Here is a 21,530-nt window from a genome sequence, read left to right on the forward strand (position 1 = left end):
CGTGTACCCTCCACTATAGCTGCAATTTGCATTGTCAGATCACTCCCTGCGCAAGCATTGCCTCAGCTACCTTGGCAAACCCCGCCAGATTGGCGCCTTTCACGTAGTCGATATGATCCTGTTGCTTGCCGTATTCCACGCATGACTCATGAATGCAGCTCATTATTTCCTGCAGGCGTTCATCTATTTTCTTCGCATTCCAGTGCAGGTGCATCGCATTCTGCGCCATTTCCAGTCCGCTCACGGCAACTCCGCCGGCGTTGGCTGCCTTGCCGGGGCCAAACAGGATGCGTGCCTGCTGGAAAGCCTCGACGGCTTCATTGGTCGAGGGCATGTTTGCTCCTTCAGTCACGCACTGGCACCCGTTGTCGAGTAGTGTGCGGGCATCGTCGCCATTCAGCTCGTTCTGCGTAGCGCAGGGAATGGCAATATCGCATTCAAGGTGCCAGGGAGTTTGCTTCTCCAGAAAATGCAGGCCGTTGTGCTGGTCCAGATCCTTGAAACTACCGCCCTTGCTGTTTTTCAGCTCCACGATCGCTTGCCATTGATCGTCCGTCAATCCGTCGGGGCTGTGCAACGTGCCGGTGGAGTCGGACATTGACACAACGATACCGCCGAGCTGCAGCAGTTTGTAAACGACGTGTTGGGCGACGTTCCCTGCACCGGAAACTGCAATGCGTTGCCCCTCGATGCCTATGCTCCTGGTGTTGAGCATCCTTTGCGTGAAATACACGACCCCGTAGCCGGTCGCTTCGGTGCGCAACAGGCTACCGCCGTAGCTCAGGCCCTTGCCAGAGAGTGCGGAGGTGTTGCGATTGCTCAGGCGACGATACTGACCATAGAGATAGCCTATCTCCCGTGGGCCGACGCCGATATCGCCAGCTGGGACATCAAGGTCCTCGCCGATATGGCGTGATAGCTCAGTCATGAACGACTGGCAGAAACGCATGATCTCGCCGTTGCTTCTACCCTTTGGGTCGAAGTCTGCACCGCCCTTGCCGCCGCCAAGCGGCAGAGTGGTAAGCGCATTCTTGAAAACCTGCTCGAAGGCGAGAAACTTCAACACTCCCAGGTCCACCGAAGGATGAAAACGCAGCCCTCCCTTGTATGGGCCGATAGCGCTGTTCATCTGCACCCGATAGCCACGGTTGACCCGCACTTTCCCCGCATCGTCTACCCAGGGAACGCGGAAGATGATGGTGCGCTCGGGCTCTATGAGGCGATCGATAATGCCGTTATCGAAATATTCGGGATTTTCTTCCAGCATGGGCCAGAGACTGGTGAGAACCTCTTCCACTGCCTGATGAAACTCCGGCTGATCCTCATCGCGTTGCTGCATTTCCTTTATGTACTCGCTCAGGGTCTGACTCATGCCGGCCTCTTGGATTTTATGAATGCCAAGACTCTAGCAGAGCAATCGGGGCCATTGGCCGCAGTAAACACCTGGCAACAAAAGGAGGGGGGCTGCCGGCAGAAAGCCGGCAGCCTGCCTGAGCTCAGGCCAGCTTCTTGTAGCGTACCCGATGAGGTTGGGCGGCAGCTTCGCCAAGACGCTTCTTGCGGTCGGCTTCGAACTCGGTGTAGTTACCCTCGAAGAAGGTGACCTTCCCTTCATCCTCGTAGGAGAGGATATGTGTGGCGATACGATCGAGGAACCAGCGATCGTGAGAGATAACTATGGCAGAGCCGGGGAAGTCGAGCAGAGCCTCTTCCAGTGCACGCAGGGTTTCTACGTCAAGATCGTTGGAAGGTTCGTCGAGTAACAACACGTTGGCGCCTTTCTTGAGTGTCAGCGCCATGTGCAGGCGTCCACGCTCACCACCGGACAGATCCTTGACGAACTTCTGTTGATCGGCGCCCTTGAAATTGAAACGCCCTACATAACCCCTGGAGGGCACTTCATAGTTACCCACCTTGATCATGTCGAAGCCGTCGGAGACCTGCTCCCAGACAGTCTTCTTGCCATCCAGTTCGTCTCGACTCTGGTCAACGCTGGCAATCTCGACCGTTTCACCGATATCGATGTTGCCGCTGTCAGGTTGCTCCTTCCCAGTGATCATCCGGAACAGGGTGGACTTGCCGGCGCCGTTACCACCGATCACACCGATAATCGCACCCTTGGGTACTGCAAAACTCAGGTCGTCGATCAAAACGCGATCACCGTACCCCTTGCTCACGCTGTTGAATTCAATGACCTTGTCGCCCAGTCGGGGACCGGCGGGAATGTAGATCTCGTTGGTTTCGCTGCGTTTCTGGAATTCCTGCGACTGCAGCTCCTCGAAGCGCTGCATGCGCGCCTTGGATTTTGCCTGACGGCCCTTGGCCCCCTGACGTACCCACTCCAGCTCGGCCTTCATGGCCTTGGCGTGGGAAGACTCCTGCTTGGATTCCTGGGCCAGGCGGGTTGCCTTGGATTCGAGCCACTGTGAGTAGTTGCCTTCAAAGGGAATGCCATGGCCGCGGTCGAGCTCCAGGATCCAGCCAGCCACGTTGTCGAGGAAGTAGCGATCGTGGGTGACCGCCACTACGGTGCCGGAGAAATTGTGCAGAAACTGCTCCAGCCAGGCGACGGAGTCGGCATCCAGATGGTTGGTTGGCTCGTCGAGCAGCAGCATGTCAGGGGCGGAGAGCAACAACCGGCACAGGGCAACACGGCGTTTCTCGCCACCGGATAGATGCTCGATTTTCGCATCCCATGGTGGCAGACGCAGTGCGTCGGCGGCGACTTCCAGTTGACGGTCAAGGTTGTGGCCGTCACCCGCCTGGAGTACCGCTTCCAGCTTTGCCTGCTCGGCTGCTAGCGCATCGAAATCCGCATCCGGCTCGGCGTAGGCAGCATAAACTTCGTCCAGGCGTGCCTGGGCATCCTTGATTTCGCTGACCGCTTCCTCGACTATTTCACGAACGGTTTTCGCTGGATCAACTTCCGGCTCCTGGGGTAAATAGCCGATCTTGATGCCGGGCATTGGGCGAGCTTCGCCCTCGATTTCGGTATCTACGCCCGCCATGATGCGCAGGAGAGTAGATTTACCGGAGCCGTTCAGACCCAGGACGCCGATCTTGGCGCCGGGGAAAAAGGACAGGGAAATGTCCTTGAGGATGCGGTTTTTCGGCGGGACGACCTTGCCGACCCTATGCATGCTGTATACGTATTGAGCCATGGTGCGCAAAACCTGAATTTGAGAAGTGGATCGGTGCTGGTTCGCAGTAGCCTCTCGGGGCTGCGAAATTGCCCGCAAGGCTAGCCCAACTGGGCTTTCAGGGCAAATTTGCCTCGCTCGTGCGCGCCGCTTTGCACTGCATCTGGGTCTGCTGCCTGTGATAGCATAATTGACGAACACACTGTTGCACAAAGTTGGGCCTTTTGAATAATCACAAAAATATCGTCGAAGGATCCAAGCCCGCAGTTACCGCGGGCCCAGCTCAAGGCTTGCCGGTCAATGCCGGCATCCTGCTGGTGGCGGTGGCTGGCGTCCTGCTGGCGATACTCATGGTTTGGCAAGCCTGGCAGGACTTTCGTCTGCTGCGTCATCAGCACCAGATTCAGGTTGAGGAGTCGGTTTGGCTGACAGCCAGCCAGATAGGCCTTAATCTGGAGGTCAAGTCGCTTGCGCTGTCGGAGTTGCTGGACAATATGTACTCAGACAGCCCAGCTCTGGCTGTAGATTCTGCGGCAAGGCTGCTACCGGGTTTGCGCGGGATTACCCGGGTAACACCGGGTAATCCCGCAGGCGACATAATACCGCCCTGGATGCCTTCGGTACGGGGTCTGAATATGAGCGGCTATTCTTTTGCGCTCGATTCGGATCTGGATCGAGGAGTGCTTTACTGGTCAATCGTGAGCAAGAGCGCCGGTCAGTTCTGGTTGCTCGAGGTTGAGGATCGAGACATATCCTCCCTGGTTTCTGCACAGCCTGCACAAGGTTATTCCTGGCTGCTTGAGGACGCCGGACACGCCCGTGTTCTGGCCCGGCAGGAGGGCGATCATCTAGTCTATCTGGACAACATGGCGATGACTGCTGCTGAGCGCAGCCAAGTTGTTGTCAGTGCTCCGGTAGCGGGCACGCTCTGGCAAGTGCGAGGTCTGATCGAGCCTGGTTATTACCTGCAGAGAATGGGGCAGGTTGTGCGGTTGAAGGTCTTGCTGGTAATCGGGTTCATTCTGGTTCTGCTTGTGGTCGTCTGGACGGTGGCGAGAATGCGCCGGGTCAACCAGGCCCTGCTCGCGCACAACCAGGCCACCTTTGCCCACGTTGAGGATAGCGAGCGGCGTTATCAGGATATTTTCCAGGGTGTCGGCATGGCGCTGTGCCAACTCGACCTGTCAGCGCTGCGGGGCTGGCTGCTTCGCGAGGGGATCTACAATCAGGCGAGTCTGGACGCCTGGCTGGACGCCAATCCCCAGCGTCACTCGGAAATTTTCGGCAACTTGAAAGTGGTTGATGCCAACCAGGTAGCGTTGGATCTGACTGGTCAGAGCTCGGTCGAGGGCGTGGAAAGCGTCCTTCAGCGCGAGGAAAAGGTTCGCTTGGAGTCGGCGCGGTACAAGGTCATTCTGGCAGTCGTCAACCGGACTCCGCGTCTTGAATTCGAAACGCCCATATTGGTGCCCTCAGGCAAGGTACGGCATGCCTGGGTGATAATGCGCTTGCCGGAAAACGCCGAGGATTATCATGCAGTTACCGTTAGTCTGAGCGATATCAGCACACGGCGGCGGGTAGAGTTGTCCATGATAGAGCGCGAGCGCTACTGGGCCGGGGTAGTGAAGGCGGTGCCGGATGTAGTGTTCATCAAGGACATGCAGCGGCAGAAGTTCGTTTACAGCAATCGGTCACTGGCGCAGCTGCTTGGCTACGACGAATCAGATGAACGGGTGCTTGATGCTGATTACCGGGATCGTTTACTGCATCCCGACGATATTGAGCAGATGCAGGTCAGTCGGAATCTGCAGCAGGTGCTGGCAGACGATACGGTGCATGAAACTCGATTGCGCTGGCGGCATATTGATGGCAGCTGGCGCTGGCACAGTTTGCGGGTGAAAGTTCTCTCCCGGCTGCCCGATGGCAAGGTCCGTCAGATTATCGGGGTAGTGCGTGACATACACGAACAGACGATGGCTACCCAGCAGCTTCGCACCAGCGAGCAGCGTTACCGGTTGCTGGCCGAGAATATCAGCGATGTCATCTGGGCAACCGATACCAGCTTTCGACTTGACTACATCAGCCCGTCGGTTACCCGCATGCTTGGCTACAAGCCCGAGGAGCTGATCGAAACCGGTTTCAGTCAGGTGGTCGCGGGGCACTCATACAACCGCTTCATCAGCTCGGTCCTGCGCGAACTGGCACCCCGCCTGGATAGCCCCGAGAAGGCCCAGAGATTGAGGGCCGAGGGATACCATCGCCAGACAACCGTGGATTGCATAAAGGCAGATGGTCATAAATGCCCGACAGAAGTGCGTCTATCCCTGATGTGGGACGGGGAAGGCCGTTTTCTGGGGATACTGGGTATTGCCCGCGACATAACCGAGCAGCGGCGCACGGAAAACCGGCTGCGGATGGCGGCGACGGTTTTCGAGAATACCACCGGCGCCATCCTTGTAATGGATCCGGCCGGCTACGTTGTGCAGGTCAATGAAAACTTCATTCAGATAACCGGTTTCGCAGCAGAGCAGATTATTGATCACACTCCCGAGATGCTCGCTTGGCGCGTTCAGGAAGAGCTGTTCTATCCCGAAGTGCTCGGTATTTTGCGAGAGCAGGGGCGCTGGGAGGGTGAGATATGGATGCGTCGCAAGAGCGGTGAAAAATTCCCATCATGGGCTGGCATAACTGCCGTGCAGGACAATGAAGGCGACCTGGTCAGCTATGTGTGTTTCTTCGTCGATATCAGCGAGCGCAAGGCCAACGAAGCTCGGATTGAAACCCTTGCCTATTATGACGCGCTGACCGGTTTGCCCAACCGTACCCTGTTCCAGGATCGGATAGGAACGGCACTGCAGCTCGCTGAACGCCGTGATGAATGGGTTGTGGTGCTGTTTCTGGATCTGGACCGCTTTAAGCCGATCAACGATACGTTGGGGCATGCTGCCGGTGACCAGATGCTCAGGGAAGTGGCGCGTCGCCTCAGCGACTGTGTGCGTGATAGCGACACGGTAGCTCGCATGGGTGGGGACGAATTTACCATCTTGCTGGTTGGTCAGGAGAATCGGGAAAAAGCCATGGCGGCTGCCATCCACGTGGCAGAGAAAGTGCTTGCTGTGCTGGCACCTGCCTTTGTATTGCAGGAGCGCGAGTTTTTCATCAGCGCCAGTATCGGTCTGGCGCTCTACCCGCAGGATGGGGTTGAGCCCAATGCGCTGCTAAAGAACGCAGACACCGCCATGTACCATGCCAAATCCATCGGCAAGGACACCTTCCAGTTCTATCAGGCAGACATGAACGCCCGTGCCCTGGAGCGGGTCAGTCTGGAAAGTGACCTGCGCCACGCATTACAGGATGACTTGCTGCAACTTTACTATCAGCCCCAGTTCGACTGTGTGAGCGGTCGGCTGACGGGTGCGGAGGCGCTGTTGCGCTGGACACACGCCGAGCGGGGGGCCATTTCACCCGCTGTATTCGTGCCTATAGCCGAGGAAATCGGTTTGATAGGTGCGCTGGGCGACTGGGTGATGGATCGTGCCTGTCGCCAGATGGCTGCCTGGCGGGATGCCGGTTGCCCCCTGCCTCGGCTATCCATCAACCTGTCCGCCCGTCAGTTCACCGACGGCCACCTGGCGACTCAGGTGGGAGAGGTTTTGGAGCGCTACCGGCTTGAACCGTCCTCGATCGAGCTGGAACTGACAGAAAGTGTGCTGCTGCAGGATGTGGAGGAAACCATGCAGACGCTCGCTGCGTTGAAAGCGCTCGGCGTGGCGATTGCGGTGGACGACTTTGGTACAGGCTACTCTTCACTGAATTATCTCAAGGATTTTCCGATCGACACGCTGAAGATTGACCGCTCTTTTATTCAGGCCATGCATGATGACAGCCGTGATACATTGCTGGCCCAGGCCATTGTGGCGATGGGCCGCAGTCTGCAGCTGCGAGTGATTGCTGAGGGTGTCGAAACCCGTGAACAGCTGTCACTGCTGGTGGGCTTTCAGTGTGACGAAGCGCAGGGCTTTCTGCTCGGGCGACCCATGCCAGCCAAAGACCTGGAGTCGCAGTATTTGCATGGGCCGCCTTAGGGCAAATGCGTTCACAACGCTCTTGAAACGATTTTGTTGTGTGCTTGAGCGCTTTTCATGTGCCACGGCTGTCTCCTTGAGTTAAAATGCCGCCCTTATTTGATCTTCCTTGTAGGGGGCTGTGCCATGTTTAGCCGTTCCACCGATATCGCTACCTTCGATCCCGAGCTCTGGGCTGCCATGCAGCAGGAAGTCGTGCGTCAGGAAGACCACATCGAACTGATTGCTTCCGAAAACTACACCAGCCCCGCGGTGATGCAGGCACAGGGTTCTGTGCTGACCAACAAGTACGCAGAGGGCTACCCCGGCAAGCGTTATTACGGTGGTTGCGAGTATGTCGACATCGCCGAGCAACTGGCCATCGATCGTGCCAAGGAGCTGTTTGGTGCGGATTACGCGAACGTCCAACCCCATGCCGGGTCTCAGGCCAATAGCGCCGTGTTCCAGGCATTGCTGACGCCGGGCGACACTGTACTGGGCATGAGTCTTGCCCACGGGGGCCACCTGACCCATGGAGCCTCTGTCAACTTCTCCGGCAAGCATTACAATGCAGTGCAATACGGTATCAATACCGATACGGGCCTGATTGATTATGATGAAGTTGAAGCACTGGCGGTTGAACACAAACCGAAGATGATCATTGCCGGCTTCTCGGCGTATTCCCAGGTGCTTGATTTCCCGCGCTTCCGTGAAATCGCCGACAAGGTGGGTGCCTATCTGTTCGTCGACATGGCACACATTGCTGGTCTTGTGGCCGCGGGCGTTTACCCCAACCCGGTGCCCTTCGCTGACGTGGTGACTACTACTACGCACAAGACACTGCGCGGTCCGCGCGGCGGACTGATTCTGGCGCGTGCCAACGAAGCGCTGGAAAAGAAGTTCAATTCCGCCGTATTCCCCGGTGGCCAGGGCGGCCCGCTGATGCACGTGATTGCCGCCAAGGCGATCTGCTTCAAGGAGGCCATGAGCCCGGAATTCAAGACGTACCAGCAACAGGTAATCAAGAACGCCAAGGCCATGGCTGACGTGTTCATTGGGCGCGGTTTTGATGTTATTTCCGGTGGCACTGAAAACCACTTGTTCCTGTTGTCGCTGATCAAGCAGGACATCACCGGTAAGGATGCAGATGCGGCGCTGGGGCGTGCGCATATTACGGTGAACAAGAACGCGGTGCCTAACGATCCTCGTTCGCCCTTTGTAACCTCTGGCTTGCGGATTGGTACGCCGGCTGTGACAACGCGTGGCTTCCAGGAAGCGGACTGCCGTGAGCTCGCGGGCTGGATCTGTGATGTGCTGGAGAATATCGCTGACGAAAACGTGATTGAACGCGTCAGTGATCAGGTCAAGGCCATCTGCAAGCGACTGCCAGTTTACGGCGACTGATTGCCGACGGATCGAGAAAGCCCCCGGGTCTCTGACTTCGGGGGCTTTTTATTGCGTGCCTTGTCTACCTGAATTGATTGGGTAGCAAATTAATGGCGTTGTTTTTACGGCACACTTTGTTACCATTTCGATAGAGATGCCAGTACAAGTCAACGATTGTTACTGGGCTGTTTGTTGGGGGCGGTGGGGTAAGGTCAATGAAGTTAATGCTGGCCGTCATTTTTGTCCTGGGAGCAGGTATTGGTGACGCACGAGCCCAGGTCGAAATGGGTGAGCTGCAAGAAAAACCTGTGGTCCGGGTCGGCATCATGTCCTTCCCGGGCTTCAGTGAGCTGAACGAGGCGGGCGAAGCTGTTGGCAAGACGGTGGTCCTGACACGCATGCTGCTCGAGCAGGCCGGCTACCGCGCGGACATTCGTATCATGCCCGCTGCGCGTATCTGGCGGGGCCTGGAAAGTGGCGGAGTCCATCTGTGGCCAGGCATTCTCAATAAACCGGCTCTGAAAGAGCACACGTTAATGACCGACAGGGATTTGGGTCAGGTAGGAATCGATCTGTATTATCGACCAGGCGAGTCTGAGCCCGAGTTGCCTGGTGCGCTTGCCGGAAAACGCGTGATCCTGATTACCAACTATACCTACGTGACCTCGTTGCTAGACACATTGCGTGACCCTGAGCTGGGCCTTGAACAGGTGACCAGCATTTCCCACATCGGTGCGGTGCAGATGCTGCTCAAGGGTAGGGGCGATTATCTTCTGGATTACCAGGTACAGGTTGATGCGGCGACACGGCAGTTGGGGATTGCGCCGTTGCCGTCGGTGCAGATGGCTGAACAGCCAATGCGTTTCATTTTGTCGCAAGAGTCAGGCTTTGCGCCGGAACTCAAAGCGGACCTTGATCGTGCCTACGATGAGCTGGCGCTTCAGGGAGTCGATCTTGAAGTGACGCGCCAATAGTCAGCAGGTGTGTGCATACCTTTGCGCCGCTGCCATATGGCGACGGCGCAAGGGGGCTTAGCGTTTCAGCTGCAGCGTACTCAAGGTGCGGTTACGCACCTGTTTGAGCAGGTCCGCGTCATTGATCAGTGATTGACCATATGAGGGCACCAGTTCTTTCATGCGCGCTTGCCATTCGGGACTGACAAGGCGGTCCTTGAAGCAGCGCTCGAGTACGTTGATCATTGCCTGAACGGCCGTGGAGGCTCCCGGAGAAGCACCCAGCAAAGCGGCCAGCGTGCCATCCTTGGCTGCAACTATCTCGGTACCGAATTCCAGCTTGCCATGGCCTTTGGCGTCTTTCTTGATAATCTGCACACGCATACCTGCATCCTGCAGCTTCCAGTCAGCCTGGCTTGCTTGGGGGAAGAAGTTGCGGAGTGATTCGACCCTGTCCTCATGAGACTGGAATGACTCTGCTATCAGGTAGCGGGTCAGATCCATATTGTCCCGGCCTACCGCCATCATCGGCGCCACGTTGTAGCGTTTGACCGAGGAGAACAGATCAAAGACCGAGCCCTTCTTGAGGAACTTGGTGGTAAAGCCGGCGAAGGGGCCAAATAGCAGTGCTGGTTCACCGTTGATGATCCGGGTATCCAGATGCGGGACCGACATCGGCGGTGCGCCAACCGGAGCCTTGCCATACACCTTGGAGCTGTGCTGTTTGACGATTTCCGGCTTTCTGCACACCAGCCATTGGCCGCTGACTGGAAAACCGCCGTAACCCTGGCTTTCGTCGATGTGAGACTTCTGCAGCAGGGGTAGAGAGCCACCGCCTGCGCCAAGGAAAACGAACTTGGCATTGAGGGTTTTTTCTTCACCGGTATTTTCGTCTTCCAGCTCCACCCGCCAGTGACCACGCTTGCTCTTTTTCAGACTCTGTACAGAGTGCTTGAGCAGCAGATCGAAGTTCTCGGTATCTTTGAGATGGCTGATCATGCTGCGAGTAAGGGAGCCGAAATCGACATCCGACCCGTGCTCAACGCGGGTGGCGGCAAAAGTCTGGCCGGACTCACGTTCTTGCATCACCAAGGGCATCCACTGGCTGATTTCCTCGGCCTTATCGCTAAACTGCATTTCGGCGAACAGGTGATGAGCGCTGAGAAGTTTATGGCGCTTGCGCAGATACTCGACATCTTTGTCGCCCCAGACGAAGCTCTGATGCGCGGTTGTGTTGATAAAGCTTGATGGCGCAGGCAAGAGCCCCTGTTCGACAAGGTATGACCAGAACTGCAGAGTCACCTCGAAGGACGCGTTGATATCCAGGGCCCGGTTGATACTTATACTGCCATCCTGATCTTCTGGGGTGTAGTTCAGCTCACAGTATCCGGCATGGCCGGTACCCGCATTGTTCCAGCCATCCGTGCTTTCGTGGGCTACGTGGTCCAGGCGCTCGACCAGGGTAATGGTCATTGCCGGGTCCAGCTGTTTGAGCAACATTCCCAGTGTGGCGCTCATGACGCCACCGCCGACCAGCAATACGTCTACGTTTTTTGCTGTCATTAACATGCCGCCTCATACTAAAAAATCAGCGGTCATAGTACCGTTTTATCGACGCGAGTAACACAAGACCGCCATAGTCAAAAAGTCTCAGAACCAGGTTCTGCAACACCTTGCAGTCAAAGATTCCCTGTCCCGGGTCAAGACTGTGAGTCACCCACTGGTTTAAGCTGCCAGCTTCTTGTCCATTGGCAAACCGGGGGAGTGGTCTATGCAGCAGGTGGTTGTGATTGGCGGCGGGGTGATGGGCTGCCTGACGGCGCTGGAGCTTCTGGATAACGGTAGGCAGGTATGTCTGCTCGAGCGCGGGAGTACAGGCCAGGAGGCCTCATGGGCGGGGGGTGGCATAGTGACGCCGCTTTATCCCTGGCGGTACAGTCAGGCTATTAGCGCGCTGGCCGAGTGGTCTCAGGCGCATTACTCCCGGTTGTGCCAGCAACTGCACCAGCGGACAGGTGTCGACCCCGAATACACCGAATGCGGTCTTATCTGGCTTGACCATGCCGAGCAGGACGCAGCCCTGGCTTGGGCCACCGAACAACGTAGCCCTCTCACGGCTGTCGACAGCGACTTTATCTACCAGCAGGTTTCGGACCTGGCTCCGGGCTTTACCCGAGGCATTTGGCATCCGCAGTTGGCCAACGTGCGCAATCCGCGACTAATGGCGGCGTTGAAAAAACGCTTATTGCAGTTTCCGGAATTCACCTTGTTGGAAGACACTCTGGCTACCGGTCTGAAGGTTGAGGGTGGCAAGGTGAAAGGCGTTGCCCATTCCCGCGGAGAACAGGCAGCAGATGCAGTCGTGGTGGCGGCAGGGGCCTGGAGTGGTGACTGGCTTGGAGATCTGGGCATGGAGCTGGCAGTCGAGCCGGTGAAAGGTCAAATGTTGCTTTACAAGGCTGCGCCTGGCTGGTTGCCAAGCATGGTGTTGAACGAGAGCCGTTATGCCATTCCACGCCGTGATGGCCATATTCTGATAGGCAGTACATTGGAATATGCGGGTTATGACACCAGCACTACTGCGCAGGCGCTGGAATCGCTACGTGCTTCTGCCCATGGCTTGCTGCCGGCTCTGGCCGAGATGCAGCCGGTTGTCCAGTGGGCGGGTTTGCGGCCAGGTTCGCCGGACGGTATTCCGTTTATTGGCGAGGTACCCGGCATCGAAGGCCTCTGGCTCAATACGGGGCATTTCCGTAATGGTCTGGTATTGGCGCCCGCGTCCTGTCGTTTGCTTGTCGATCTGATGACCGGTAAAACGCCGGAGATGTCTGCGGAACCTTACCGCATCGAGGGACGTATCGGCATACGCTGAGATCAGTCGTCCAGACCCAGTTTTTTCAGGCGGTAACGCAGCGAGCGGAATGTCAGGCCCAGGCGTTTTGCCGCTGCGGTCTTGTTCCAGCGTGTTTCTTCAAGTGCCTGGGTGATCGCATTGCGTTCAATATTGTCGAGGTAGTCTTCCAGCGAGCCGATATCCCCCAGTGAAGGCGTGGCCTGTGACGATGCGGCGGTAGGGCAGGCGGAAATATGGATGTCGTCCGTTTCGATAACCGCTCCCTCGCTCAGCGTGAATGCGCGCTCGAGAATGTTCTCCAGTTCTCGCACGTTACCCGGGAAGCGATAGCTGGTCAGCCGCTCCATCGTCGGTGCGCCGATATGCGGAATCGGCATCTGGTTCCGTTTGGCGAGCCGGGCAAGTATGTGCTGGGTCAGTAGGGGAATATCTTCACGCCTCTCGCGCAACGGGGGTACGCTGAGTTCGATCACGTTTATGCGATAGAACAGGTCCTGGCGAAAGCGGCCCTCGGCTACTTCTGCAGCCAGGTCCTTGTGGGTGGCACAGAGCAAACGTACATCGACTGACTCTTCCTGCTGGGTGCCTACAGGCCTGACCGATTTCTCCTGGATTGCGCGCAGTAGTTTGACCTGCATGGCCATGGGCAGGTCTGCCACTTCGTCAAGAAACAGAGTGCCACCTCCTGCAGCCTGAAAAAGCCCTGGCTTGTCTGCGACTGCGCCAGTGAAGCTGCCCTTGCGGTGGCCGAAAAACTCGCTCTCCATCAGCTCGGAGGGAATGGCGCCACAATTGACCGGAACGAAGGGCGCCTGTGAGCGGGAGCTCAGCGCATGGATGCGCCGGGCCACCAGCTCTTTGCCGCTGCCTGATTCGCCACTGATGTATAGCGGTGCCTGGCTACGGGCCAGCTTGGTGATACGTTTGCGCAGTTGCTCGATCGGTGGGGAACAGCCCAGAATCGGATCTGGTGCTTCATCGGACAGCGCGGGGGCCTGGGTCTGGTTGAGGCGCAGCGCACTGTTGACCAGCTCACGCAGGCGCTGCAGGTCCACAGGCTTGGTCAAAAAGTCAAACGCGCCCGCCTTGAGCGCACTGATGGCGGTATCCAGGCTGCCGTAAGCAGTAATCATGGCTACCGGGGTCTGGGGATGATTCTGCTGGATATGCCGCACGACCGTCAGCCCGTCCCCATCAGGCAAGCGCATGTCGGTCAGACACAAATCAAAGTTTGTACTCGCCAGCAGCTGCATGGCCTGCGCCATAGTGGTGGCACTGCGGGTTTCGAGCTGCATGCGTTGCAGCGTCAAATCCAGTAGCTCGAGTATGTCCGGCTCGTCATCGATGATAAGGACCAGGGGGCTTGATGTCTGCACCATTGTTTGAATCCTGATTTCTGGGGCTTGTGATCGATTATAAGAGGCGCTTCGGATGCGCAAAGGTTATTCGCATGCAGCAGCCGCGCGGCAACATGGGTTCAAACTCCAGGCGAGCCTGATTGCTCTCGCACAGTTCTCTGGAGATATACAGGCCCAGTCCGGTGCCGCTGGCGTGGGTGGTGTAGAACGGCTCGAAAATATGCGGAACATGTTCCTCGGCAATGCCCGGACCGTGATCTATTACCTCCAGCGTCGGCAGTTCCGAGTCTGCCTGCAGGTAAAGCCGCAGCCAGATGGTTTTGTACGGGCTCGCGGTATCGGTGTAACGCAGGGCGTTACGGCAAAGGTTATCCAGTACCTGGCTAAGCTGATAGGGGTCTACGCGGGTCTGGATACCTGGTCCGGCAATGTCGAGCTCCAGCCGGTCTTCTTGCGGACTCCCGGCTGAAAAATCGGCAACGAACTGTTCAAGCCACAGCCCCAGATCAACCAGTTGGGGCTCGCTTGGTCGCCTGCGGGAAAGCTCCAGGACCGTCTCGATAACTTTGTTCATACGCTTTGAGTGCTGCTGGATGATTTCAGTCAGCCGGTGGTCGGCGGCTGGGAGCTCCCCGGACTCGCCAAGCAGCTGCGCGGCGTGACTGATAGCCCCCAGTGGGTTACGAATCTCATGGGCGATGCTGGCGGTAAGACGACCCAGCGAGGCGAGCTTCAGCTGCTGAGCCTGCTGTGCTATCTGGGTGTTGTCATCCAGGAATATCAGCACCGTCTCTTCGCTGTCGGTTGCCAGTGGTTTGAAGTTGGCCATTATCTCAGTGCCACCGCTGTGGTTATGAAAAGGCATGGCTCTGATTGACGGTGTCTCCTCCCATTGGCGCAGCCGTTGCGCCAGACCGATAGCCAGTTCCTCTATGTTCATGCCACGAATGATTGGCTTGCCCAGCATCTGCGCAGCCGCTTCATTGGCCTGCAGCACCTTGTTGTGCGTGCCCACCACTATGATCCCGGTACGCATACGGTGGATGATCAGTTGATTGACTTTTTCCAGGCTCGCCAGACTCGCCGCCTGCTGCTGTGCCAGGCTTTCGGATTGACGCAGGCGTCGGCTGAGGCGTTGCACGAACATCGCCACGGCAAAGTAGATGCAGCCCAGTACGCCGACCTGCAAATAGCCCTGGCTGACACCGGGGTAGGACAGCGTCAGATAGAACGTCAGGTAAATGATTGCCAGGCTTGCCAGTGCGGCCAACAGCAGGCCAATACGCCCATGCAGCAGGATATTGCCGATCGCCACTGGAATGAGCAGCAGGTTGCCAAAGCCGCTTCCCGGCCCCCCCGCGGCATAAAAAATGATACCCAGCAGGAAGATGTCCAGCACTGATACCAGGAACAGATGCAGATCGCGGCGGCCCCGATGGAGCAATACTGCGATCAACACATTGACCAGAAGATAGATCCAGCTGGCAATTTCGTAGAGCTGTGGATTACTTAATTGCAGAAGCCCATCGCGGGCAGCTGTATTGGTCAGCAATGCCAGACAGAAGCCCAGAACGACCCGGTAAAGGTTGTAAAGTCGTAATATCCGGGGTCTTTGGGAGTCTGCCTGATCACTCATGGGTATGGGTGTCGCGATGCTCGGCGCAGCAATACCAGTCGTCTTTGCTGCGTAGCGCCTTATCTGCCGGGATGTGCACCCGACACTCTTTGCACCTGACCATTGGCTCGGGTGTGTTAATGCCTGGTGTGCGGGTACTGCGTCCGGCGTTCCTGGCCTGCAAACGACGCCACAGAGTCAGCCCGGCAAAGACGACAATCGCGAGCACCAGCAGTTTGAACAGCCCCATGATCATGCCCCCAGCAAAATGAGGGACTAGTGTAGCTCATGCATGTCCGGCGCCAAAGTATGGGCCGGTTGTTCAAGTTTCAGGCGGGTATGAAGGATGTGCGGAGACTTGCGCAGGTCAATAACGAATCGTGGCCAGGTCCGCATCAGCAGACTCTGGCCGGAGAGGGGATTCTATTTAATCGAACAGACCGAATGTGATGCGGCTCCAGATCGAGCGACCCTGCTTTTCTTCCTCGCTTTGTGCGGGCGCGCGTATTTCACGGGGCAGGGCGTCGAGTGCCTGCAGATACTGCTGCTGCATCTCGCGCTCCATTTGCGTGCCGGCGTTGCGTGAGGGCGGAGTCATGACCTTGCCCATCAGATCTCCAGCCATGGTGGTGAACATGCCGCGTTCACGCTTGGCAGGCTCCACGTGGTGGCGGAAGCTGTCTCCATCAAGGCTGGGGTGTTCCGGGTAGTTGGCCCGCAGCACTTGCAGTGAGGTCTCTGCCAGATCCGGCATGGCAAGGCGTTGATAGGCCTCGACCATGACTGCCAGGCCATCGGCTACGGCTGGGGTCTGCTGGAAATTCTCAACCACGTACCGACCCCGATTTGCGGCGGCTACGTTAGCCTGACGCTTGAGGTAGTAATGCGCCACATTGACGTCGTAGGCAGCCAGCAGGTTACGCAGATAGACCATCCGCAAGCGCGCGTCTGGAGCATAACGGCTGTCCGGATAGCGGCTTACCAACTGAGCGAACTCATTGAAGGAGTCACGCGCCGCGCCAGGATCACGACGGGTCATGTCCAGCGGGAGAAAGCGCTCGAATATGCCCCGGTCACGGGTAAAGGAGGTCATTCCTCGCATGTAATAGGCGTAATCCACATTCGGATGCTGGGGATGCAGGCGGATGAAACGGTCCGCCGATGACTTGGCTGCCTCCGGCTCCATGTTCTCGTAATAGGCGTATATCAATTCCAGCTGCGCCTGCTGGGCAAAGCGGCCGAAAGGATAGCGTGACTCGAGTGCGCGCAGTTTTTCCACTGCCGCGCCATAGCTATTGGCGTCCAGATCCTGTTGGGCCAGCAGGTAGAGCTCTGATTCGCTGAGAGATTCGTCCAGTACCTGGTTGGATGCGCATGCTGAAATGAGCGCGAGCAGACCGACCAGCAGAAAGTGTTTCATCGACATATGTGATACCCGGATGGACGACCGTGCGCTGTTGCCTCGACAGCCGTCCTGTTATAGTTGAATCCTGTATTCAGGTAGCCGGCCAAGCCGGTTGGTACCTGTAAAGAAGCCGTATTTAACCACAGCGCATCGCTGATTCCAAAATAGGATTGCGTCGCCGTCAAAGCGCCCAGTGCGCCCTCCAGTGAGTCCCGAATGTCCGATCGTATCAGCATGACCGCGTCAGTTGCCCCCGAAAGTGGCGGCCAGCGCCTTGACCAGGTGGCTGCCCAGCTGTTTCCCGATTTCTCCCGCTCACGGCTGCAGGCGTGGATCAAGGATGGATGTCTGACCATGGATGGCCGCAGTGTGCGCCCCAGAGATACCGTCTACGGCGGCGAAAAACTGGTCCTGGATGCTGAACGTGAAGTGCAGGGCGACTGGCAACCTGAAGCCATCGCGCTGGACGTCATCTATGAAGATCAGGCGCTGATGGTGATTAACAAGCCAGCCGGGTTGGTGGTTCATCCCGCTGCAGGGCACCAGGACGGTACGCTGTTGAACGCATTGCTGCACCATGCACCGGAACTGGCCAAGGTGCCGCGTGCGGGTATTGTGCATCGCCTGGACAAGGACACTACCGGTTTGATGGTGGTTGCCAAGACACTGGAAGCGCAGACCGACCTGGTAGCGCAACTGCAAGCGCGATCGGTGACGCGCGAATACGAGGCTGTAGTGGTAGGCGTGATGACCGCCGGCGGTAAGGTCGACGAGCCCATTGCCAGGCATGGCACCAACCGGCAGAAGATGGCGGTGATGGTGGGTGGCAAGCAGGCAGTGAGTCATTACCGTGTCATCACGCGCTTTCGAGCGCATACCCATGTGCGGGTGAAGCTGGAGACCGGGCGTACTCACCAAATCCGCGTGCATATGAGTTATATCCATTTCCCACTGATTGGCGATCAGACATATGGCGGGCGCATGCGCATTCCAGCTGGCGCGACTCCGGAGCTGATTGAAACCCTGCGTGGCTTTCCTCGTCAGGCGTTGCATGCACGGCGCCTGGAGCTGCAGCATCCCGACGATGGACGAACCATGAGCTGGGAAGTGCCTTTGCCCGCAGACATGCTGAACTTGCTCGCACTGCTGCGCGAAGATGGTGAGCTTGCCGAATGAGCTTTACTGCGCTTCAGGCCCAATGGCCAGCCCCGGAGCAGGTAAGAACCTGCATCACCACCCGCCGGGGCGGTTGCAGCCAGGGGCCATGGAAAGGCTTCAATCTGGGTGATCACGTAGGTGATGATCCGGCTCACGTAGCGGCCAACCGGGCAGAATTGCAGCGATCGCTGGGTTGTGCGCCTGCCTGGTTGAAGCAGGTGCACGGTACGCTTGTGGTGGAAGCTGATGCCGGGCGGGTCATGGAAGCCGATGCAAGCTGGACCGGGCAGCCGGGGGTGGCCTGCAGCATAATGACGGCCGATTGTTTGCCAGTGCTACTGTGCAATCAGGCTGGTACGCGCGTGGCAGCAGCCCACGCAGGCTGGCGCGGATTGCTAGCTGGTGTTCTGGAGAACACCGTTGGCGCGATGGGTGAAGCTCCAGATAACCTTATGGCCTGGCTTGGACCCGCGATTGGTCCACGGGCATTCGAGGTCGGGCCGGAAGTGTTCGAGGCATTCCGCACTGCTGATGCCAGTGCGATACAGGCCTTCGAGCCCTCCGAGCGTTCTGAACACTATCTGGCTGACATCTACACATTGGCCCGTCAGCGCCTTGAAGCCTGTGGTGTGGAGCGTATTTACGGCGCTGAGCACTGTACCGTTAATGATCCTACCCAGTTCTTTTCCTACCGGCGCGACGGTCAGACGGGGCGGTTCGTATCCATGATCTGGCTGGAAAACGCGTCATAGCGGCAAGTTTTTGCGCTTAATGACAAAAAATTGACTCCGGTCAAGCTTTTACACCTTGAAACGTCGCTTACTGTCCATATTAAAAGTCCATACTCAATAAATGACGCTGCCAGGCATCGCCGGCCGCTTTAAGTAAAGGACGGACATACTATGCGAATCGACCGATTTACCAGCAAATTACAGATGGCACTCTCCGATGCCCAGTCACTGGCCGTCGGCCGTGATAATCCTCAGATCGAGCCGGTGCACCTGATGCTTGCCCTGCTTGATCAGCAGCAAGGCTCAATCAAACCTTTGCTACGCCAGGTAGGTTTTGATACCAACGCCCTGCGTGTGGCGCTGGACGATGCTCTCGACAAGCTTGCGACAGTCAGCAATCCCACCGGTGACATCAATCTTTCCCAGGATATGGCGCGTCTGTTCAATCAGGCCGACCGTCTGGCGCAGCAGCGCAACGACCAGTTCATATCCAGTGAACTGGTACTGCTCGCGGCGATGGAAAGCAATACCACGCTGGGCAAGATTCTGCTGGATCAGGGCGTTTCCAAAAAGGCGCTTGAAACGGCAATCAGCAACCTGCGCGGTGGTGAGTCGGTCAATGACCCGAACGCCGAAGAGTCGCGCCAGGCGTTGGACAAGTACACCGTCGACCTGACCGCCAAGGCCGAAGAAGGCAAGCTTGATCCGGTGATCGGTCGTGATGACGAAATCCGCCGGACCATCCAGGTACTGCAGCGCCGGACCAAGAATAACCCGGTGCTGATCGGTGAGCCCGGCGTGGGCAAGACCGCGATTGTTGAAGGTCTGGCGCAGCGCATCATCAATGGCGAGGTGCCTGACGGTCTGCGCGACAAACGTTTGCTGTCCCTGGATATGGGTTCGCTGATTGCCGGTGCCAAGTTCCGTGGCGAATTCGAGGAGCGGCTCAAGTCTGTGCTCAACGAGTTGTCCAAGCAGGAAGGTCGGGTAATCCTGTTTATCGATGAGCTGCACACCATGGTCGGCGCCGGTAAGGCCGAGGGCTCCATGGATGCGGGCAATATGCTCAAACCCGCCCTGGCCCGCGGTGAACTGCACTGTGTGGGCGCCACCACGCTGGATGAATATCGCAAATATATAGAAAAGGATGCCGCACTGGAGCGCCGCTTCCAGAAAGTGCAGGTGGACGAGCCGAGCGAAGAGGACACCATTGCGATCCTGCGAGGGCTGAAAGAGCGCTATGAGGTGCACCACAAGGTGGCTATCACTGACAGTGCGATCATCGCCGCGGCCAAGTTGAGCCATCGCTATATTACCGACCGGCAGTTGCCGGACAAGGCAATTGATCTGGTCGACGAAGCGGCCAGTCGTATCCGTATGGAAATCGATTCCAAGCCGGAGGTACTCGATCGTCTCGAGCGCCGCCTGATTCAGCTCAAGGTCGAACGTGAAGCCTTGAAGAAGGAGGACGACGAAGCCGCACTCAAGCGCCTGGAAAAACTCAAGGAAGATATTGCCCGGCTGGAGCGTGAATACGCCGATCTGGAAGAGATCTGGAAGTCGGAAAAAGCCGATGTACAGGGCACCGCGCAGATCCAGGAAAAAATCGAGCAGGCCCGGCAGGAACTCGAGGCTGCACGGCGCAAGGGTGAGCTGGCGCGCATGGCGGAACTGCAATACGGCGTGATTCCCGATCTGGAGCGCAGCCAGCAGATGGCCGAGCAGCACGGACCCACCGAGAATCAGTTGCTGCGCAGCAAGGTGACCGAAGAGGAGATTGCCGAGGTCGTCTCCAAGTGGACCGGTATTCCAGTCTCGAAGATGCTCGAAGGCGAGCGCGACAAGTTGCTGCGCATGGAAGAGGGCCTGCACAAGCGGGTGATCGGCCAGCATGAAGCTGTTGTCGCCGTATCCAACGCGGTACGTCGCTCCCGCGCCGGTCTGAGTGATCCGAACCGGCCCAGTGGCTCCTTCATGTTCCTCGGGCCAACCGGCGTGGGCAAGACCGAACTGTGCAAGGCGCTGGCCGAGTTCTTGTTCGACACCGACGAGGCAATGGTGCGTATCGACATGTCCGAATTCATGGAGAAGCATTCCGTGGCTCGACTGATTGGTGCGCCTCCGGGCTATGTCGGTTATGAGGAAGGGGGCTACCTGACCGAGGCAGTGCGCCGCAAGCCGTATTCCGTGATCCTGCTGGACGAGGTCGAGAAAGCTCACCCGGATGTGTTCAACGTATTGCTGCAGGTGCTCGAGGACGGTCGTCTGACAGATAGCCAGGGCCGCACTGTGGATTTCCGCAATACGGTAATCGTCATGACCTCCAACCTGGGCTCCGCGCAGATTCAGGAGCTGGTCGGCGATCCCGAAGGACAGCACGCGGCAGTGATGGACGCGATCGGGCAGCATTTCCGCCCCGAGTTCATCAACCGGATTGATGAAGTGGTGGTGTTCGAGCCTCTGGGCAGGGATCAGATTGCAGGTATTGCGGGCATCCAGATGCAACGCCTTGGCGACCGCCTGGCAGAGCGGGAGTTGAGCCTGGAGCTGACAGACGAAGCCCTGGAAAAGTTGATATCGGTTGGCTACGACCCTGTCTATGGCGCACGGCCGCTCAAGCGGGCGATACAACGCTGGATCGAGAACCCGCTGGCCCAGCGCATATTGGCCGGTGACTTCGAACCGGGCGTGACCATCAAGGCCAAGGTTGAAAACGATGAGTTTGTGTTTACTGGCTGAGCAGTGACCGGGAAGGTCGGTTTCCACCTGAGCAAACGGAGTCTGGGTTAACCCCTTTGTCGAGATGGAACTCGACATTCCCGGGCCGGGAGGGCCCAGTTCCACCTGGGCCAGCGGAGTTTGGGCT

The 21,530-nt window shown here is 57.6% G+C and carries 14 protein-coding genes; 7 read left to right on the top strand and 7 right to left on the bottom strand.

The features are described 5' to 3' along the window. Positions 1–34: 34 nt before the first annotated feature. Positions 35–1,372: an NADP-specific glutamate dehydrogenase gene (gene gdhA, locus FZF01_RS11005; RefSeq protein ID WP_150278233.1), complete on the bottom strand. Its 1,338-nt coding sequence runs from the start codon at positions 1,370–1,372 to the stop codon at positions 35–37. A gap of 124 nt (positions 1,373–1,496) precedes the next feature. After that, on the bottom strand, positions 1,497–3,161 hold the full coding sequence (gene ettA / locus FZF01_RS11010; protein WP_150278234.1) for an energy-dependent translational throttle protein EttA: 1,665 nt from the start codon (positions 3,159–3,161) through the stop codon (positions 1,497–1,499). Positions 3,162–3,364: 203 nt separating this feature from the next. On the opposite strand from ettA, the gene FZF01_RS11015 reads away from it, so the two are divergent. The 3 genes from FZF01_RS11015 (at position 3,365) to FZF01_RS11025 (ending at position 9,564) form a co-directional block, all read left to right on the top strand. Next, on the top strand, positions 3,365–7,225 hold the full coding sequence (locus tag FZF01_RS11015) for a bifunctional diguanylate cyclase/phosphodiesterase (RefSeq protein WP_150278235.1): 3,861 nt from the start codon (positions 3,365–3,367) through the stop codon (positions 7,223–7,225). 126 nt (positions 7,226–7,351) lie between these two features. Next, entirely contained in the window at positions 7,352–8,608 is a 1,257-nt protein-coding gene (gene glyA / locus FZF01_RS11020) for a serine hydroxymethyltransferase (protein WP_150278236.1), read from the top strand. Between the two features lie 197 nt (positions 8,609–8,805). Continuing rightward, positions 8,806–9,564: a substrate-binding periplasmic protein gene (locus FZF01_RS11025; protein WP_150278237.1), complete on the top strand. Its 759-nt coding sequence runs from the start codon at positions 8,806–8,808 to the stop codon at positions 9,562–9,564. A 57-nt stretch (positions 9,565–9,621) separates the two neighbouring features. Here FZF01_RS11025 and mqo read toward each other — a convergent pair whose 3' ends face one another. Next, the gene (gene mqo / locus FZF01_RS11030) at positions 9,622–11,106 is read right to left on the bottom strand and encodes a malate dehydrogenase (quinone) (RefSeq protein WP_150278238.1); all 1,485 of its coding nucleotides are present in this window, start codon (positions 11,104–11,106) and stop codon (positions 9,622–9,624) included. 208 nt (positions 11,107–11,314) lie between these two features. Here mqo and thiO point away from each other — a divergent pair, with 208 nt between their 5' ends. After that, positions 11,315–12,415 (top strand): glycine oxidase ThiO, encoded by a 1,101-nt coding sequence (thiO, locus tag FZF01_RS11035; RefSeq protein WP_150278239.1) that lies wholly within the window; start codon positions 11,315–11,317, stop codon positions 12,413–12,415. A gap of 2 nt (positions 12,416–12,417) precedes the next feature. Here thiO and FZF01_RS11040 read toward each other — a convergent pair whose 3' ends face one another. From FZF01_RS11040 to FZF01_RS11055, 4 genes are all read right to left on the bottom strand, one after another. Continuing rightward, positions 12,418–13,776: a sigma-54-dependent transcriptional regulator gene (locus FZF01_RS11040; RefSeq protein WP_150278240.1), complete on the bottom strand. Its 1,359-nt coding sequence runs from the start codon at positions 13,774–13,776 to the stop codon at positions 12,418–12,420. 34 nt (positions 13,777–13,810) lie between these two features. Continuing rightward, positions 13,811–15,391 (bottom strand): two-component system sensor histidine kinase NtrB, encoded by a 1,581-nt coding sequence (locus FZF01_RS11045; protein ID WP_150278241.1) that lies wholly within the window; start codon positions 15,389–15,391, stop codon positions 13,811–13,813. Next, the gene (locus tag FZF01_RS11050; RefSeq protein ID WP_150278242.1) at positions 15,384–15,620 is read right to left on the bottom strand and encodes a PP0621 family protein; all 237 of its coding nucleotides are present in this window, start codon (positions 15,618–15,620) and stop codon (positions 15,384–15,386) included. Before FZF01_RS11050 ends, FZF01_RS11045 begins: the two co-directional genes overlap by 8 nt. Positions 15,621–15,797: 177 nt before the next feature. Then, positions 15,798–16,796, bottom strand: coding sequence for an outer membrane protein assembly factor BamD (locus FZF01_RS11055; protein ID WP_150278243.1), 999 nt, complete (start codon positions 16,794–16,796; stop codon positions 15,798–15,800). A 195-nt stretch (positions 16,797–16,991) separates the two neighbouring features. Here FZF01_RS11055 and rluD point away from each other — a divergent pair, with 195 nt between their 5' ends. The 3 genes from rluD (at position 16,992) to clpB (ending at position 21,403) form a co-directional block, all read left to right on the top strand. Continuing rightward, positions 16,992–17,951 carry a 23S rRNA pseudouridine(1911/1915/1917) synthase RluD gene (rluD, locus tag FZF01_RS11060; RefSeq protein ID WP_150278244.1) on the top strand — a complete coding sequence of 320 codons (960 nt, stop codon included), beginning with the start codon at positions 16,992–16,994 and terminating at the stop codon, positions 17,949–17,951. Then, entirely contained in the window at positions 17,948–18,685 is a 738-nt protein-coding gene (pgeF, locus tag FZF01_RS11065) for a peptidoglycan editing factor PgeF (RefSeq protein ID WP_150278245.1), read from the top strand. The genes rluD and pgeF overlap by 4 nt, the downstream gene beginning before the upstream one ends. Positions 18,686–18,835: 150 nt before the next feature. Next, complete coding sequence (gene clpB / locus FZF01_RS11070) at positions 18,836–21,403, top strand: ATP-dependent chaperone ClpB (RefSeq protein WP_150278246.1); 2,568 nt, start codon at positions 18,836–18,838, stop codon at positions 21,401–21,403. The last annotated feature ends 127 nt before the right edge of the window (positions 21,404–21,530 follow it).

The organism is Halopseudomonas salina, assembly GCF_008641105.1.